Origin of the sequence: Paracoccus sp. pheM1 (assembly GCF_018499825.1) — a bacterium.
GTDB lineage: Bacteria > Pseudomonadota > Alphaproteobacteria > Rhodobacterales > Rhodobacteraceae > Paracoccus > Paracoccus versutus.
In genome coordinates, this window is the sequence record NZ_JAGXCX010000002.1 from 572,121 (window position 1) to 587,048 (window position 14,928).

General features: G+C 71.7%; 14 protein-coding genes. 4 read left to right on the forward strand and 10 right to left on the reverse strand.

Translation table 11 applies throughout. From position 1 onward, the window contains the following. Positions 1–126: 126 nt before the first annotated feature. Together KF941_RS16840 and KF941_RS16845 are read left to right on the forward strand one after the other, a co-directional pair. On the forward strand, positions 127–873 hold the full coding sequence (locus KF941_RS16840) for a sulfite exporter TauE/SafE family protein (RefSeq protein WP_214273984.1): 747 nt from the start codon (positions 127–129) through the stop codon (positions 871–873). A gap of 27 nt (positions 874–900) precedes the next feature. Further along, positions 901–1,251 carry a RidA family protein gene (locus KF941_RS16845; protein WP_036756808.1) on the forward strand — a complete coding sequence of 117 codons (351 nt, stop codon included), beginning with the start codon at positions 901–903 and terminating at the stop codon, positions 1,249–1,251. Here KF941_RS16845 and lpxB read toward each other — a convergent pair. The 9 genes from lpxB to KF941_RS16885 form a co-directional block, all read right to left on the reverse strand. Continuing rightward, the gene (lpxB, locus tag KF941_RS16850; RefSeq protein WP_214273985.1) at positions 1,226–2,389 is read right to left on the reverse strand and encodes a lipid-A-disaccharide synthase; all 1,164 of its coding nucleotides are present in this window, start codon (positions 2,387–2,389) and stop codon (positions 1,226–1,228) included. The genes KF941_RS16845 and lpxB overlap by 26 nt on opposite strands. A 166-nt stretch (positions 2,390–2,555) precedes the next feature. Then, a complete protein-coding gene (lpxI, locus tag KF941_RS16855) occupies positions 2,556–3,353 on the reverse strand; it encodes a UDP-2,3-diacylglucosamine diphosphatase LpxI (protein WP_214273986.1) in 798 nt (265 codons plus the stop codon). A gap of 10 nt (positions 3,354–3,363) precedes the next feature. Then, positions 3,364–4,149 carry an acyl-ACP--UDP-N-acetylglucosamine O-acyltransferase gene (lpxA, locus tag KF941_RS16860; RefSeq protein WP_036756798.1) on the reverse strand — a complete coding sequence of 262 codons (786 nt, stop codon included), beginning with the start codon at positions 4,147–4,149 and terminating at the stop codon, positions 3,364–3,366. Then, positions 4,142–4,633 (reverse strand): 3-hydroxyacyl-ACP dehydratase FabZ, encoded by a 492-nt coding sequence (fabZ, locus tag KF941_RS16865; protein ID WP_052095991.1) that lies wholly within the window; start codon positions 4,631–4,633, stop codon positions 4,142–4,144. Before fabZ ends, lpxA begins: the two co-directional genes overlap by 8 nt. A 64-nt stretch (positions 4,634–4,697) precedes the next feature. Further along, the gene (locus tag KF941_RS16870; protein WP_072460835.1) at positions 4,698–6,815 is read right to left on the reverse strand and encodes a hypothetical protein; all 2,118 of its coding nucleotides are present in this window, start codon (positions 6,813–6,815) and stop codon (positions 4,698–4,700) included. Next, positions 6,812–7,657 (reverse strand): DUF4159 domain-containing protein, encoded by an 846-nt coding sequence (locus KF941_RS28560; protein ID WP_346429004.1) that lies wholly within the window; start codon positions 7,655–7,657, stop codon positions 6,812–6,814. Before KF941_RS28560 ends, KF941_RS16870 begins: the two co-directional genes overlap by 4 nt. Next, positions 7,654–9,588 carry a BatA domain-containing protein gene (locus KF941_RS16875; RefSeq protein WP_346429005.1) on the reverse strand — a complete coding sequence of 645 codons (1,935 nt, stop codon included), beginning with the start codon at positions 9,586–9,588 and terminating at the stop codon, positions 7,654–7,656. The genes KF941_RS28560 and KF941_RS16875 overlap by 4 nt, the downstream gene beginning before the upstream one ends. Beyond that, positions 9,588–10,457 carry a DUF58 domain-containing protein gene (locus KF941_RS16880; protein WP_214273987.1) on the reverse strand — a complete coding sequence of 290 codons (870 nt, stop codon included), beginning with the start codon at positions 10,455–10,457 and terminating at the stop codon, positions 9,588–9,590. Before KF941_RS16880 ends, KF941_RS16875 begins: the two co-directional genes overlap by 1 nt. Next, on the reverse strand, positions 10,454–11,455 hold the full coding sequence (locus KF941_RS16885; RefSeq protein WP_214273988.1) for a MoxR family ATPase: 1,002 nt from the start codon (positions 11,453–11,455) through the stop codon (positions 10,454–10,456). Before KF941_RS16885 ends, KF941_RS16880 begins: the two co-directional genes overlap by 4 nt. A gap of 61 nt (positions 11,456–11,516) precedes the next feature. Here KF941_RS16885 and KF941_RS16890 point away from each other — a divergent pair, with 61 nt between their 5' ends. Further along, the gene (locus KF941_RS16890; RefSeq protein WP_072460837.1) at positions 11,517–12,062 is read left to right on the forward strand and encodes a DUF1285 domain-containing protein; all 546 of its coding nucleotides are present in this window, start codon (positions 11,517–11,519) and stop codon (positions 12,060–12,062) included. Positions 12,063–12,064: 2 nt separating this feature from the next. After that, positions 12,065–12,820 (forward strand): TIM barrel protein, encoded by a 756-nt coding sequence (locus KF941_RS16895; protein WP_036755700.1) that lies wholly within the window; start codon positions 12,065–12,067, stop codon positions 12,818–12,820. Between the two features lie 1,270 nt (positions 12,821–14,090). On the opposite strand, the gene KF941_RS16900 is transcribed toward KF941_RS16895, so the two are convergent. Continuing rightward, entirely contained in the window at positions 14,091–14,720 is a 630-nt protein-coding gene (locus tag KF941_RS16900; protein WP_214273989.1) for an FMN-binding negative transcriptional regulator, read from the reverse strand. Positions 14,721–14,928: the final 208 nt, after the last annotated feature.

Sequence of the window (14,928 nt, forward strand, 5' to 3'; positions counted from 1 at the left end):
GCATCTTCTAGCCGACAGCGCCCGGAGCCCCCCTCCGGGCGCTTTCCTGTCCGGCCCACGGCGGCTGGACGCCCGAGGGCCGCAGGGCTAAGCATGGGCGCCCGCCACGAAGAGGAGCCGCCCGGCATGACCGATACCCTGCTGATGCTTGCCGCCGGCTTCCTTGGCGGAATGCTGAACGCCGTCGCCGGGGGCGGCACCTTCATCACCTTCCCTGCGCTGGTCGCCAGCGGCGTGCCGGTGGTCTCGGCCAATGCCACCAGCACGGTCGCCGCCCTGCCCGGCTATCTGTCCGCCGCGCTGGGGTTCCGGCGCGAGATCGCGCAGATCGAACGCGCGCTGGTGCTGCGGCTGACCCTCTGGACGCTGGCCGGCGGCATCGTCGGCTCGTGCCTGCTGCTGGTCTCCTCGAACCAGGCCTTCGCGGTGCTGGTGCCCTTCCTGCTGCTGGCGGCGACCTCGGTCTTCATCTGGGGCGCGCAGGTGCGGGAATGGGCGGCGCAGCACCGCAACGCGGCCGCGCCCTTCGGCGCCGGGACCATGGTGCCGGTGGCGATCTACGGCGGCTATTTCAACGGCGGGCTGGGCATCGTGCTGCTGGCGCTGTTCGCGCTTTGGGGCATGACGCAGCTGAACCAGATGAACGGGCTGAAGAACTGGCTGTCCTTCGCGCTGTCGGTGATCTCGCTGGCGATCTTCGCGGCGGGCGGGCAGGTCGCCTGGTGGCCCGCGGCGGTGATGAGCCTCGGCACCATCCTGGGCGGCTACCTGGGCGCGCCGGTGGCGCGGCGCATCCCGGTCCCGGCGCTACGGGCATTGATCGCGGCCATCGGCTTTGGCATGACGGCACTGTTCTTCTGGCGGCTCTTCTGACGCCAGCCCAACCCGAAAGGATTTTCCATGTCCGAGATCAAGCGCATCGAGACCGGCCCCCGCATGAGCCAGGCGGTCGTCCACAACGGCACCGTCTACCTGGCCGGCCAGGTCGGCAAGCCGGGCGAACCCGTGGCCGAGCAGACCCGCGAGGTGCTGGCCCAGATCGACCGGCTGCTGGCGGAATGCGGCTCGGACAAGACCCGCATCCTGTCGGCGCAGGTCTGGCTGGCCGACATGGGCGATTTCGCCGAGATGAACGCGGTGTGGGACGCCTGGGTCGCCCCCGGCCACGCGCCTGCCCGCGCCACGGGCGAATCGGCGCTGGCGACGCCCGACTACAAGGTCGAGATCATCGTGGTCGCGGCGCAGAACTGATCGCCGCCATCACCGACCGCGCGGCGCGCAGGCCCGGAGCCTCGCCGCCGCGCCCCAGCCGCTCCATGGTCAGCGCCATCGCCGCCAGTTGCTCGGCCCGCTCATCGCCGTTCTCGATCAGCCGGAACAGCGCCTGCGACATCGGCCCCGGCTGGCAGTTGCGGCCCAGGAATTCCGGCACGGCGCGGGTCTCGCTGACCAGGTTGACCAGCGTCACCGTATCGGTCCGCAGCAACAGCCCGATGACCAGCCGGCTCAGCGGCGCCACGTCATAGCCGATCACCATGGGCACGTCGTTCGCGGCCAGGTCCAGGCTGACCGTGCCCGAGGCCGCCAGCGCCAGGTCGGCGGCGGCAAAGGCGGCGCGCTTCTCCTCGGGGTTCTCGACCACGACGGGCGCGGTGGGCCAGCGCCGCGCCATGTCGCGCACCAGGACCGAGACGCCGCGCACGGTCGGGATCACCACGCGGATCTCCGGCACCCGGTCGCGCAGCCGGATCAGCGCCTCGTCGAAGCGCGGGCCAAGCCGGCCCACCTCGGTCCGGCGCGAGCCCGGCAGGCACAGGACCAGCGGCGCATCCGGCGCAATGCCGTTCGCGGCGCGAAAGGCCGCCGCCTCGGCCGCGCCCGCCACCGGCTCGGCGGCGATGGGATGGCCGACGAAATCGCAGCTCATGCCGGCCGCCCGCATCAGCGGCGGCTCGAAGGGCAGGATGGCCAGCACATGGTCGATCACCTCGGCCATCTTCCCGGCCCGCCCCGCCCGCCAGGCCCAGACCGAGGGCGCGACATAATGGATGGTGCGCAGGCCGGGGTGCAGCGCCCGCGCCTGGCGCGCGACGCGCAGGCAGAAATCCGGGCTGTCGATGGTGATCAGCGCATCGGGCCGGGCCTCGGCGACGGCGCGGGCGGTCTCGGCGATCCGCGCCTTGAGCGCGCGATATTTCGGCAGCACCTCCCAGATGCCCATCAGGCTCAGCTCTTCCATGGGAAAGCGGCTCTCCAGCCCCTGCGCCGCCATGGCAGGACCGCCGACGCCCAGGAATTCGGCGCCGGGATCAAGGCTCTTCAGCCCGGCCATCAGGGCACCGCCCAGGTTGTCGCCCGAAGGCTCGCCCGCGATCAGGAAGAATTTCATCGCGCCGCTCCGCTTGCCATGCCCCGACATGGGTATTTGAAGAACAGAGAAGCGACCTGGACTTCTTCGTTCTCCAAATACCCTCCCGCCGCTCTCGCGGCCCTGTCACTTGAGTATTTGCGAAACGGTGAAGCAAGCCTCTTTCACCGTTTCCCGAATACTCATGTCACCCGCGCGCCCAGAGAAACAGCCCCGCCGCCTGGGCGCGGCGCATTGCCTCGGCCCGGTCCAGCAGGATGACGCTGCCCGCCTCCCAGGCGATCCCGGCCAGCCCGGCCTCGGCGGCCTGGGTCACGGTGTCGGGGCCGATGGTCGGCAGGTCGATGCGCCGGTCCTGGCCGGGTTTCGGCGCCTTGTAGAGCACGCCGCCAGCCCCCTTGGGATCGGGTTTCAGCCCGGCATGCAGCCTTGCGAATTCCAGCATGGCCTGGGTGCCCGGCAGCGCCTCGACGGCAAGGCAGAGCCCCTGCGCCACCACCGCGCCCTGGCCGATGTCCAACGCGCCGAGCCCGGCGACGATCTCGGCGGCGCGGGCCGCGTCCTTCTGGTCGCGCGGGCCGGGCTCGCCCACCAGGACGCCTTCGCCGGGCACCAGGTCCGGCAGGATCTGGTCGACGGAACAGATGGATATTCCCGCTTCCTCGAAGACGTCGAGGACCGCGCGCAGCGCCGCGTCGTCGCCCGATTGCATCCCCATCAGGATGCGCGGCACGATGGTCAGGGTGCGGGGGTCGAAAAGCTCGGGCTCGATCTTGGGGCGGCGGATGGCGCCGGCGAAGACCGCCTGCGTCACGCCCTGGTCGGCCAGCTCGTCCAGGAAGGGCACCAGCCGTTCGAGGCGAAAGGGCTTCGCCTCGACCTCGGGCCTGAGGTTGTCCAGCGCATAGACCAGCGGTTGGTCCAGCGCCGCGGCGATGGCGGGGGCGAGGCTGCCCTCGCCGGCGATCAGGGCGATGCGGCTCATGGATGCGCTCTCACGGATGGGGGGCCAGGAAGCTGCGGTCCGAGGGGCCGAGGATGAAGTCGAGCACCTCGCGCACCATCGGCCCGTTCTCGGCCTCGGCCAGGTGCCGGGCGGTGTCGCGGAAGCTGCCCCGGCCCAGCTGCGCCAACATGTCGCGCAGCGCGTGGATGTCCTCGCGCGAGGCGCCGCGGCGCTTCAGCCCCACCAGGTTCAGCCCGTCCAGATGGCCGCGCGGCCCCTGCACCAGGCCAAAGGGGATCACGTCCGCCGTCACCATCGTCACCGCGCCGATCATCGCGCCGCGGCCGATGCGCACCCATTGATGCACGCCCGACAGCCCGCCCACGATCACGTCGTCCTCCAGCACGCAATGGCCGGCGACCGAGGCGTTGTTGACCAGGATCACCCGGTCGCCGATCCGGCAATCATGCGCGACATGGCTGCCGGCCATGAAGAGCCCGTCGTCGCCGATGCGGGTCACGCCGCCGCCGCCCTCGGTGCCGGGGTTCATCGTCACATATTCGCGGATGCGGTTGCGGGCGCCGATTTCCAGCCGCGTGCGCTCGCCCCGGAACTTCAGGTCCTGCGGCACCTCGCCCAGAGAGGCGAAGGGGAAGACGATGGTTTCGTCGCCGATCGCGGTCTCGCCCGCCACCACGACATGCGATTTCAGCACCACGCCCCGGCCGAGGCTGACCTCGGGGCCGAGGACGCAGAAGGGGCCGATCTCGCATCCCGCGCCGATCTTCGCGGCAGGGTCCACGACGGCCGAGGGATGGATGCGGGTCTCAGCCATTCTCGCCACGGTTCAGCATGGCCATGACCTCGGCCTCGGCGGCGAGCTGGCCGTTCACCAGGGCGCGGCCCTCGAACTTCCAGATCTTGCCGCCGCCGCGCAGGGTCTTCATGTGCAGTTCCAGCACGTCGCCCGGCACCACCTTCTGGCGGAAGCGGCACTTGTCGATGGACATGAAATAGGTGCCCATGCCCTTGTCGGCGAGATCCAGCGTCACCCCGACCAGCACCGCGGCCGATTGCGCCATGGCCTCGATGATCAGCACGCCGGGCATCACCGGCTCCTGCGGGAAATGCCCTTCGAAATGCGGCTCGTTCGAGGTCACGTTCTTGACGCCGACGCAGCTTTCGCCCGGCACGATATCGCGCACCCTGTCCACCAGCAGGAAGGGATAGCGATGCGGCAGGATGCGCTTGACCATCGCCAGATCGACTTCGGTCGGCGGGATATAGGCGGTCTGGTCATCGTTCGGGGCGGCGGCCATGCGGTCCTCTTGGAATGTTTTCATTTGCCTAGCAACGGCGCGCGATCTTGGCAAGTTTCGCGCGTCAGCCCCCTGCCGCCGCCTGGGCGCGCAGCCGGCCGCGGCCCTCGGCCAGCCAGCCGGCCAGCGCCAGCCCGGCGATCAGCGCAAGCCAGGCCCAGCCTGGCAGCAGCGGGCGATGGGTCATGCCGCTGACCGAGGCCGCATTGCGCGGGGTGATGGCGATCCACGGCCCGCCCACGCCCTGGCCATGCGCCGGCCGCCCCTCGCGCACCGTGCGCAGGCCGGGCATGCCGTCGGAAAGCGGCAGCACCGCGCCCTGCGTGGCCTGGGCCAAGGGGCCCAGCACGGCGCCCGAGGCGACGGTTTCCTCGAACTCCCGCGGCGCGGCGGGGCCGAGCGCCAGCACCCGGCTGATCTCGCCATCCGCCAGCCGGTAGAGCCCAGGCCCCGGCGCGGTCCAGCGCGCGGTGAAGCGGCCGGGGCCGGCCTCGGCCAGCGCCACCTCTTCGGTCCGGCCATCGGGGCGGGTGATCGTCACCGGGCCGGCGGTCGGGTTCATGGTGCGGCGGGTGATCGTCACCGTCAGCTCGCCGCCGACATCGGCCAGCAGCGCCTCTTCTTCCAATTCCGGCTCCTGCATCGACCAATGCGCGATGCGGCGCAGCAGTTCGAGCTGCGGCCCGCCGCCCTCGAAGCCGCGGCCCCAGAGCCAGACCTGGTCCGAGGTCAGCATCGCCACCCGCCCCTCGCCCACCCGGCTGAGCAGCAGCAGCGGCTCGTCCCGCGCCCCGCTCAGCACCACCTGGGTGCGCGGATCGGGGATGACCTGGGACATGCGCAGCCAGCGGCCCCAATGGCTTTGCGAACCTTCGACCGGGGCGCCCTGCAGGCCGGCGGTCACCGGGTGGCGCTCGCCCTCGTCGGTCAGGCGCGGCAGGAACGGCTCGTCATAGACCCGGCCGGTCGGGCGCGCAGGCAGGATCGCGCCCAGCGGCGACAGGTTCAGGCTTTCGACCGAGGACATCTCGGGCCCGGCCGAAACCAGGATCGCACCGCCCTCTTCGACATAGCGCCGGATGTTGTCGTAATATTGCGGCAGCAGGATGCCGCGCACCCGGTAGCGGTCGAAGATGATCAGGTCGAAATCCCGGATCCGCTCCATGAACAGCTCCTGGGTCGGAAAGGCGATCAGCGACATCTCCTCGACGGGGACCGCGTCCATCTTGTCCGGCGGCCGCAGGATGGTGAAGTGGATCAGGTCCACGTTCGCATCCGATTTCAGCAGGTTGCGCCAGGTCCGTTCCCCCGCGTGCGGCGCGCCCGAGACCAGCAGCACCCGCAGCCGGTCGCGCACGCCCTGGATCTGCACGGCGGCCGCATTGTTGCGGTCGGTCAGTTCCGGCACCGCCGCCTCGGGCGGGTCGAATGCGATCGAGACCACGTTCTGCCCGGCATGTTCCGGCACCACCGGCAGGTCCAGCGTCACCCCCGGCGGCAGGTCGAGGCTGCGCATCTCTTCTCCGTCCAGCAGGATGCGCAGCCGGGCGGGGGTCTGCGCCACCTCGACGGGAACGGCGCCCTGGTCCTCGACGCGCAGGCGGATGGTGACGGGCTTGCCGATCAGCCCGTAGGCCGGCGCTTCCTCGATCACCAGCCGGCGATCCCAGTCCTGGGCCTGCCCGGTCAGCAGCACATGCACCGGCGCCGGGGCCGAGGCCGGGACCATCGGCGCATCATGGGCCAGCCCGTCGGTGACGGCGATCACCCCGGCCAGCCGGGCCTGCGGCTCGGCCGCCAGCGCACGGGTCAGCGCGGTGCCGGCCTGGGTGCCGTCCGGGTCGTCGCCCACGGTCACGCGACGGATTTCCGTATCGGGCAGGGCGGAAAGCTGGCGGGTCAGTTCCTCGACGGCGGCGTCGGTCTGTTCGGCCCGGCCCGGCAGCGACTGGCTGGCGCTGCGGTCGTCGAGCAGGATCACGATGTCCGACAGCTTGTGGCGGATGCCCGATTCCAGCGCCGGCCCGGCCAGCGCCGCCGCCGCCGCCAGCCCGGCGATGCCGCGCCAGGCCCAGCCGCGCAGGCCGCGCCACAACGACCACAGCGCCACCAGCAGCGCCAGCGCCGCAAGCCCGCCGACCAAGGGCCAGGGCAGCAGCGGATCGAAGGCAAGGCCACTCATTGCACGACCTCCTCCTGCCGCAGCCGCTCCAGCAGGGCGGGCACATGCACCTGGTCGGATTTGTAGTTCCCGGTCAGCACATACATGATCAGGTTGACGCCGAAGCGATAGGCCATCTCGCGCTGCCGCTCGCCCTCGAAGCCCGAGCCGATGCTGAACATGGGCAGGCCGTTCTCATCCATCGCCCAGGCCTCGGCCCAGGCATTGCCGCCGATGATGACCGGCGAGACGCCGTCGTTGAGATTGCGGAAGGGCACGCCCTCGGCCGCCTGGGCATCGGCGGGGGGCGCCTCGGCCCAGACCTCGCGGCCCTGGTAGCGGCCGGGAAAATCCCTGAGCAGGTAGAAGCTGCGGGTGATGACGTGATCGGCGGGGATCGGCGCCAGCGGCGGGATGTCCAGCGGCGCCGCCAGCCCCTGAAGCGCGGCGCCGCCGTCCGGCCCGCCCAGCCCGGCGATGTCGCCGTCGCGGGTGTCGAAGAGGATCATCCCGCCCGAGCGCAGGAAATGGTTCAGCCGGACATAGGCCTGGGGCGAGGGCGGGGCCTGCGCCTCGGTCACCGGCCAGTAAAGGAAGGTCAGCAGCGACAGGTCGTCCCGTTCGGGGTCGATGCCGATGGGCGTGCCCGGCTCGACCGTGGTGCGGGCGGTCAGGACATGGGACAGGCCGCGCAGCCCCGCTTCCGAGGCGGCATCGACCTCGGCATCGCCGGTGATCACATAGGCCAGCGCCACCTCGTCGGCGGCGTGCATCAGATGGGGGTCGGGCGGGGCCGCGGGATCGTCCTGCGCCCAAAGCGCGCCGGCCCAGATCAGCGCGGCCAGGGTCAGAAGCCACCTCATGCCGTCGCCCCCTGCCTGCCGCGCGCCAGCCAGGCGCTGCCAAGCGCATCCAGCGCGAAAAGGACCGCCGCCAGCGCGACCAGCCAGCCGCGCAGGTCGAGGCCCGGCGCCTCGGCCGCACGCTCGATGCGGGCGCCGGGCCAGTCGGCGGGCGCCATCGGCCCGCCCGCGTTCAGCGCCGCCACCCGCTCGCCGCCGCGATAAAGCCCGGCCGGGGCGCCCGGCGCCGGGCCGCGCGCGAAATCGGCCGCGGCGACCGGCGTGGCATCCTGCGGCTCGGTCGTGCGGCCGAAACCGTCCAGCACCAGTTCGGGCAGCCAGAAGGGCTGTTCGGCGCGATCCGCCTCGGGCGCCGCGCTGCCGACCCGCGCGCTGCGCACCAGCCGGTCCAGCATCTCGACGAACAGGCCCGAGATCGCCAGGTTCGACCATTCCGCATTGGCCGTGGTGTGGAACAGCACCAGCTGCCCCTGCCCCAGCGCCGCCCGCGTGACCAGGGGCGTGCCGTCGGAAAGCTGGGCGATGGTGCGGTCGCCCAGGTCGGGCGCGGGCTCGGCCAGAAGCTGGGCGCGCACGGTGGCGTCCTGGGGCAGCGAAAGCCCGGCAAAGGGTCCGTCGGCGGCAAAGGGCGCGACGCTGCGCGGCTCGCCCCAGGCCAGGGCGCCGCCGATGTCGCGCCCGCCGGCGCGCAGCCGCACGGGCAGCAGCGGCTCTTCGGCCAGCCGTTCCGAGGCGGCCATGCGCGGCCCGGCAAAGCGGATCAGCAGCCCGCCGCCCTCGACCCATTCGCGCAAGCCCGGCTCTTCGGCCAGGCCGAACTGGTCGGCCAGCACGATCACGTCGGGCGAGGCTTGCAGCACGTCGCCCAGCCCCCCCTCGATCAGGTCGGTGGTCGGCGCCAGGGCCCGGCGCAGGTAGTGCAGCGGCGAAAGCAGCCGCTGGCCCTCGCCGGCGCGGTCGTCGCCGGCCAGCGCGACCTTGCGCCGGCGCAGGGAATCGTCGGCCAGCAGCACCGCCCCGGCCGAGCCATGGCCCTCGACCTCGACCTCGAAGCGGGTGATGCGGTTGCGCAATTCCGAGGGCAGGTCGATGGGCACCAGCCAGCTGGTCACGCCCGCATCCGCCGAAGCCCCGCCGCCCTCGCCGGGGCGCAGCCGCGCCAGCTCGCGCGGCGTGCCCTGCGGGTCGAGGCCGATGGCCAGCACATCGGCAGCGGCCGCCCCGGTCGAGCGCAGCCGCAGCGCCGGCTGGTCGCCCGCCACCAGTTCCAGCGACTGCCGCGGGCCGTCGGGCGGCACCACGGTCACGCCGCCGCGCCCGGCAAGCGCCGCCAGCCACTCCGCCCGGCCGGGATGGTCCAGCCCGTCGCTGAGCCACAGCACCGACAGGCCCGCGGGCGCCTCGGCCAAGGCCGCCTGCGGGTCGGGGGGATAGCGCGTCTCCCATGCCGCGGGACGCAGGGCGCGCAGCTGCGCCGCAAGCTCGGTCGCGGGCAGGAAAGGCAGCGCGCCCGTCGCGGTGCCGTCGGCGACCAGCAGCGCCGCCGGCTGCCCCGCCGCCGCCGCGCGGTCCAGCGCGCGCAGGGCGCGGGCCTGGCGCTGCGGCCAGTCTGGCGCCGCCGCCCAGCCGGCATCCATCACCACCAGCAAGGGCCCCTGCCCGGCCTGATCCGGCGAGGGCTTCCACACCGGGCCGGCAAAGCCCAGGATCAGGGCCGCGATCGCCAGCACCCGCAGCAGAAGCAGCCACCAGGGCGTGTGCCGCGCCACCGGATGCGGATCCTTGAGCCCCAGCAGCAGCCGCGTGCCGGGAAAGCGCACCAGCTTCGGCGAAGGCGGCATGGCGCGCAGGATCAGCCACAGCACCGGCAGCGCCGCCAGCGCCGCCAGGATCCAGGGCGTCAGGAAGCCGATGGGACCGATCAGCAGCATCAGCCCTCCAGCACCGACCAGAGCCACAGCAGCGCCTGCGATGGCGCCGCCCCGGTGTCATGCGTGCCGAAATGCCAGCCCGCCATGCGTGCGGCGCCCGTCAGTTGCGCCCGGCGCTCGGCCAGCCGCGCCAGATAGGCCGCGCGCAGCCCGGCCGCGTCGCGCGTGTCGTGGCGCAAGGTCCCCGAGGCCGAGCGGAACAGCACCGCCCCCCGCCAGGGAAAGCCCTCTTCATCCGGGTCCAGCACCTGCATCAGCGCGCCCTGCACGCCCAGGCCGGCGGCACGGGCCAGATAGTCCAGCACCGGCTGCGGATCGCCCAGGAAATCGTCGAACAGGATGACCCGCTGGCCGGGACGCAGGGCCTCGGCCGGGGGCGCGTCCTCGTCGCCCGGCAGGGGCGCGCGCGCGACCAGCGCCTCGGCCATGCGCTCGGCCTGCAGGCGGCCGGGGCGCGGCGGCTGGCCGGCCAGCGCCACCCGCTCGCCACCCGCCAGCAGCGCCATGGCCAGCGCCAGCGCCAGCAGGTCGGCGCGGTCGCGCTTGCTGGGCCGCTCGGCGCTGCCGGTGTAATCCATGCCCGCCGCGGCCGAGACCCAGATCGCCGCCGATTGCGCCACCTGCGCCTCGCGGTCACGGACGAACTGCGCATCCGACCGGGCCGAGCGGCGCCAGTCGATGCTGCGCGCCGTATCGCCCGCCGTGGCCGGGCGGTATTGCCAGAAATCCTCGCCCATGCCGGCGCGGCGCTGGCCATGCGCGCCGGGCACCAGCGCCGCCGCCAGCCGCTCGGCCGACAGCATCAGCGCAGGCAAGGCGGCCGAGGCAGCCTCGGCGCCGGCGCGCAGCTGATCGGCCTGGGGTTTCACGCCGCCGCCCGCATCCGGTCGCCGAGCAGGCGCGCGATCACGCCCTCGATGGTGTCGCCGCGGGCGCGGGCGGCAAAGCTCAGCGCCATGCGGTGGCGCAGGACCGGGGCGGCCATGGCCTCGACATCGTCGAGCGTCGGGGCAAAGCGCCCGTTCAGCGCCGCCCGCGCCCGCGTGACCAGCGTCAGCGCCTGCGCCGCGCGCGGCCCCGGCCCCCAGACCAGCGTGTCGGCGATCCAGCCCGGCGCCTCGGGCGCGCCGGGACGCGCCGCGCGCACCAGGTCCAGGATCGCGTCCAGCACCGTCTCGCCCACCGGCATGCGCCGGATCAGCGCCTGCGCCGCGACCAGCCCCTCGGCGTCGAAGACGGCATGGGCTCGGCCCTGCTCGACCCCGGTCGTCGCCAGCAGGATGGCGCGCTCCGTGTCGCGGTCGGGATAGTCCACGTCGATCTGCAACAGGAAACGGTCGAGCTGCGCCTCGGGCAGCGGATAGGTGCCCTCCTGCTCGATCGGGTTCTGGGTGGCCAGCACGTGGAAGGGCCGGCCCAGCGGGCGATGCTCGCCGCCGATGGTGACCTCGCCCTCCTGCATGGCCTGCAACAGCGCCGATTGCGTGCGCGGGCTGGCGCGGTTGATCTCGTCGGCCATCAGCAGCCGGGTGAAGACCGGCCCCTCGATGAAGCGGAAGGCGCGGGTGCCGTCGGGCCGGATGTCCAGCACCTCGGAGCCCAGGATGTCGGCCGGCATCAGGTCGGGGGTGAACTGGATGCGCGCCGAGTCGAGCCCCAGCACGGTGGCCAGCGTATCGACCAGCATGGTCTTGCCCAACCCCGGCTGGCCGACCAGCAGGGCATGGCCGCCCGACAGGATCGCCGCCAGAACCTGCTCGACCACGGCATGCTGGCCGACGAAGCGATGCTCGACGCTGGCGCGGGCCTGGGCCAGGCGGTCGGTCAGCGTCAGGACTTCGGAAACCAGTTTCTCATTCTCGGCCATGACAATGCCCCGTTTCTGTTCTAGGACAACATAAAGGCAGGTGTGACGGGGTCCACAGGGAATGGAGGAAAAGACTGACAATGCCGTGAGCGATGCGGCCGGAATCGCCGCCGCGGCCAGCCGCGCCTCGAAAAAGGGGCCGCCGCCGGTGCATCTGTGGAACCCGCCCTTCTGCGGCGACCTGGACATGGAGATCCGCGCCGACGGCAGCTGGTTCTACAACGGCACGCCCATCGGCCGGCCGGAAATGGTGCGGCTTTTCGCCTCGATCCTGAAGCGCGAGGGGGATGGCTATTTCCTCGTCACCCCGGTCGAAAAGGTCGGCATCCGCGTGGTCGACGCGCCCTTCATCGCCGTCGATGCCGAAATCGGCGAAGACATCGTCTTCACCACCAATGTGGGCGACCGGGTCAGCGCCGGCCCCGAGCATGCGATAGAAATGCGCGGGACGCCAGAGGAGCCGCGGCCCTATGTCCATATCCGCCGCGGTCTTTGGGCACTGATCGACCGCAAGACATTCTACCGACTGGCCGATGCGGCTATGCCCGGCGAAAACGGGCGTATGGAATTGCACTCGGGAGGGACGGTCTTTCCCCTGGAGCCCTGACCATGGCGCGATTCGCCGCCAACCTGACCTATCTGTTCACCGAAATGCCCATGCTGCAGCGCTTCGCCGCCGCAAAGCGCGCGGGCTTTCGCGGGGTGGAAATCCTGTTTCCCTATGACCTCGCGGTCAAGGAACTGGCCCAGGCCGCGCAGGCGGCGGGGGTGGAGTTCGTGCTGATGAACACGCCGCCGCCGAACTGGGCCGGCGGCCCGCGCGGCTTTGCCGCCGAGCCGGGCAACGAATCGCGCTTTCGCGGCGATTTCGACCGTGCCCTGCGCTTCGGCCGGGCGCTGGGGGTCAAGCACCTGCATGTGATGGCCGGCAAGGCCCAGGGCGGGCTGGCGCGGCGCACCTTCGTCGAGAACCTGAAATGGGCCTGCGCCCGCGACGCCCGCGCCAGCCTGACCATCGAGCCGATGAACCGCAACGACATGCCGGGCTATTTCCTCGACAGTTTCGAACTGGCGGCCGAGATCCTGGACGAGGTCGGGGCCCCGAACCTGGGCCTGCAATTCGACGTCTATCATGCGCAGATGATCCATCGCGATGCGCTGACCGTCTGGCAGCGCCATGCCCGCCGGGTGCGGCATATCCAGATCTCGGACTGGCCCAGCCGGCACGAGCCGCGGCAGGGCGACATCGACTTCGCCGAACTGTTCCGCGCCATCGACGCCTCGGGCTATGGCGGCTGGGTGAGCGCCGAATACACCCCCCGCACCTCGACCGAGGCCGGGCTGCGCTGGCTGCGCCTGGCCTGACCGGGCGGCGGGGCACCTCTGCCCGCGGTTTTCGGCCGCGTGCGCCGCACGGACCGCGTCCCCTCGGCCTGGACGGCAGGCGTTCGGCGGATCGCGGGCTTGCAGCCCTCGGCACCGGCCAAGCCACCGGCACCGCGACCGGGGCCAAGCTGCACTGACTGCGCCCGGCGCGACCGGGCGGCGGGGCATCTCTGCCTGCGGTTTTCGACCGCGTGCGACCCGCCCGGACCGCGCCCCCTTGGTCTGGACGGCAGGCGTTCGGCGGATCGGAGGCTTGCAACCCTTGGCACGGCCAAGCCATCCGGCACCGCGACCGGGGCCAAGCTGCGCTGACTGCGCCCGGCGCGACCGGGCGGCGGGGCATCTCTGCCTGCGGTTTTCGACCGCGTGCGACCCGCCCGGACCGCGCCCCCTTGGTCTGGACGGCCGGCGTTCGGCGGATCGCGGGCTTGCAGCCCTTGGCACCGGCCAAGCCACCCGGCACCGCGACCGAGGCCAAGCTACACTGGCTGCGCTTGGCCCGACCGGGCGGCGGAGCGCCTCTGCCTGCGGTTTTCGACCGCGTGCGCCGCACGGACCGCGTCCCCTCGACCCGGACGATGCGTCGGCGGATCGCGGGCTTGCAGCCCTGGGGCACGGCCAAACCGCCCGGCACCGCGACAGAAGCCGGGCTTGCCGCGGCGGGGCGCTGTCCTTTGCGTTCCCCTCATGAGATTTGCCAGCCTGCTGGCGACTGTTCCTTGCGATCCCATGGCGGGGCTTGTCGGCCTTCGGATGAATGTCCTTTGCCACCCCCGGCAAGGCTTGCCGGCCTGCGAGCAAATGGCCTCCGCGATCCCATGGTGGGATTTTCCGGTCGGCGGGCGAATATCCTTTGCGATCCCCTCGCAAGGTTTGCCAGCCCTCGAACCAAAGGCAGGTTCGGTGGAACCGATCCGCAGCACGCCGCCTCCGAACCGGAGTCGCAGCCCTGCGGCGAGCCGAGGTTTCGGCGCCAGGACCATGAGGGCGGCCCGTGGCAGGGAAAGAACGCCGCCGCAAAGCGCGTGGTGTTCGTCGGCGAATGCCGTGATCTTTGTGCTTCGCCGGCGCAGGATGCCACGGAAGGCCGGGGATAGCCGTTGCAACGCAACCGATCGACCCGCCGCCGGATCGAAGCCCTCGTTCTCCGGCAATGGCGCAGGCGCGGACCGGCGTGCCGCGCCGTTCGAATCCCGCCGTCCAACCCCTTGTCGCGCCTGTCCCGGCCGCCGTTGTCGAGGCTCAGCGGCTAGGCATCCCCCGGCCGCCGCCTTGCCATCGTTTCGGCCATCGCCGCGTGCCCGCTGGCCCTCAGCCCTGCGATGGCGCCCTGGTAATCGCGCGCCTCGCGGTTCTGGCTCAGCTTGGACTTTGCCAGCGTCCGGCGGATCTCGATGCGAAAGGCGACGATGCCGGCCAGCATCTGCTGCATGTAATCGGCCGGCGCATCGGCCATGCGCCAAGCATCGGCGCCGTTCAGCCGCCGCTCGTGGCTGCGGGTCAGCAGGCCAACCGCCGCGCGCTTGGCGCGCTCGTCATGCTGGAAGACGATGCCGCCATGGATATGGACCACCTGGTAGTTCCAGGTCGGGACGTGGCGGTGGTGCTCGGGCTTGGTCGGGTAGAAATTGGGCGAGACATAACCGTCCTCGCCGCGAAAGATCGCCAGCACCTCCTGGCCCTCGGCGATCAGCCGGTGCATGGCGTTGGCCAGCGCCACATGGCCGATCAGCGTGCCGTCGGGACCGGCCAGCAGCGGGACGTGGTTGGCGACCAGCCCCTCGGCGGTCTGCGCCACGATGCAGGCCAGGGGCGCCGCCTCGATGAGCGCGGCGATCTCCTGCGGGTCGATCTCGTGGAAATGCGGCGGGATATACATGGGCGATTCCGATGCTGGGACCGCCCGAGTTTGTCCGCTGGGCGCGCGGATGACAACGCCATCCGCCCACCGCAGTCGATGAACTAACAGGCTGCCGAAAAAGTCCTTGCGACAGGACAGCGCTGGCGGGGAACCAGGAAATCCGCCTCAAATTTGCCGAAAACACCCCATTTTCGGGCCGATATTAGCTGGATCCAGAACGATTTCC

What these genes read in the sequence shown, in the direction of transcription:
- KF941_RS16840 (WP_214273984.1), top strand. Translation starts at nt 127, where the DNA reads ATGACCGATACCCTGCTGATGCTTGCCGCCGGCTTCCTTGGCGGAATG.
- KF941_RS16845 (WP_036756808.1), top strand. Translation starts at nt 901, where the DNA reads ATGTCCGAGATCAAGCGCATCGAGACCGGCCCCCGCATGAGCCAGGCG.
- lpxB (WP_214273985.1), bottom strand. Translation starts at nt 2,389, where the DNA reads ATGAAATTCTTCCTGATCGCGGGCGAGCCTTCGGGCGACAACCTGGGC.
- lpxI (WP_214273986.1), bottom strand. Translation starts at nt 3,353, where the DNA reads ATGAGCCGCATCGCCCTGATCGCCGGCGAGGGCAGCCTCGCCCCCGCC.
- lpxA (WP_036756798.1), bottom strand. Translation starts at nt 4,149, where the DNA reads ATGGCTGAGACCCGCATCCATCCCTCGGCCGTCGTGGACCCTGCCGCG.
- fabZ (WP_052095991.1), bottom strand. Translation starts at nt 4,633, where the DNA reads ATGGCCGCCGCCCCGAACGATGACCAGACCGCCTATATCCCGCCGACC.
- KF941_RS16870 (WP_072460835.1), bottom strand. Translation starts at nt 6,815, where the DNA reads ATGAGTGGCCTTGCCTTCGATCCGCTGCTGCCCTGGCCCTTGGTCGGC.
- KF941_RS28560 (WP_346429004.1), bottom strand. Translation starts at nt 7,657, where the DNA reads ATGAGGTGGCTTCTGACCCTGGCCGCGCTGATCTGGGCCGGCGCGCTT.
- KF941_RS16875 (WP_346429005.1), bottom strand. Translation starts at nt 9,588, where the DNA reads ATGCTGCTGATCGGTCCCATCGGCTTCCTGACGCCCTGGATCCTGGCG.
- KF941_RS16885 (WP_214273988.1), bottom strand. Translation starts at nt 11,455, where the DNA reads ATGGCCGAGAATGAGAAACTGGTTTCCGAAGTCCTGACGCTGACCGAC.
- KF941_RS16890 (WP_072460837.1), top strand. Translation starts at nt 11,517, where the DNA reads ATGGAGGAAAAGACTGACAATGCCGTGAGCGATGCGGCCGGAATCGCC.
- KF941_RS16895 (WP_036755700.1), top strand. Translation starts at nt 12,065, where the DNA reads ATGGCGCGATTCGCCGCCAACCTGACCTATCTGTTCACCGAAATGCCC.
- KF941_RS16900 (WP_214273989.1), bottom strand. Translation starts at nt 14,720, where the DNA reads ATGTATATCCCGCCGCATTTCCACGAGATCGACCCGCAGGAGATCGCC.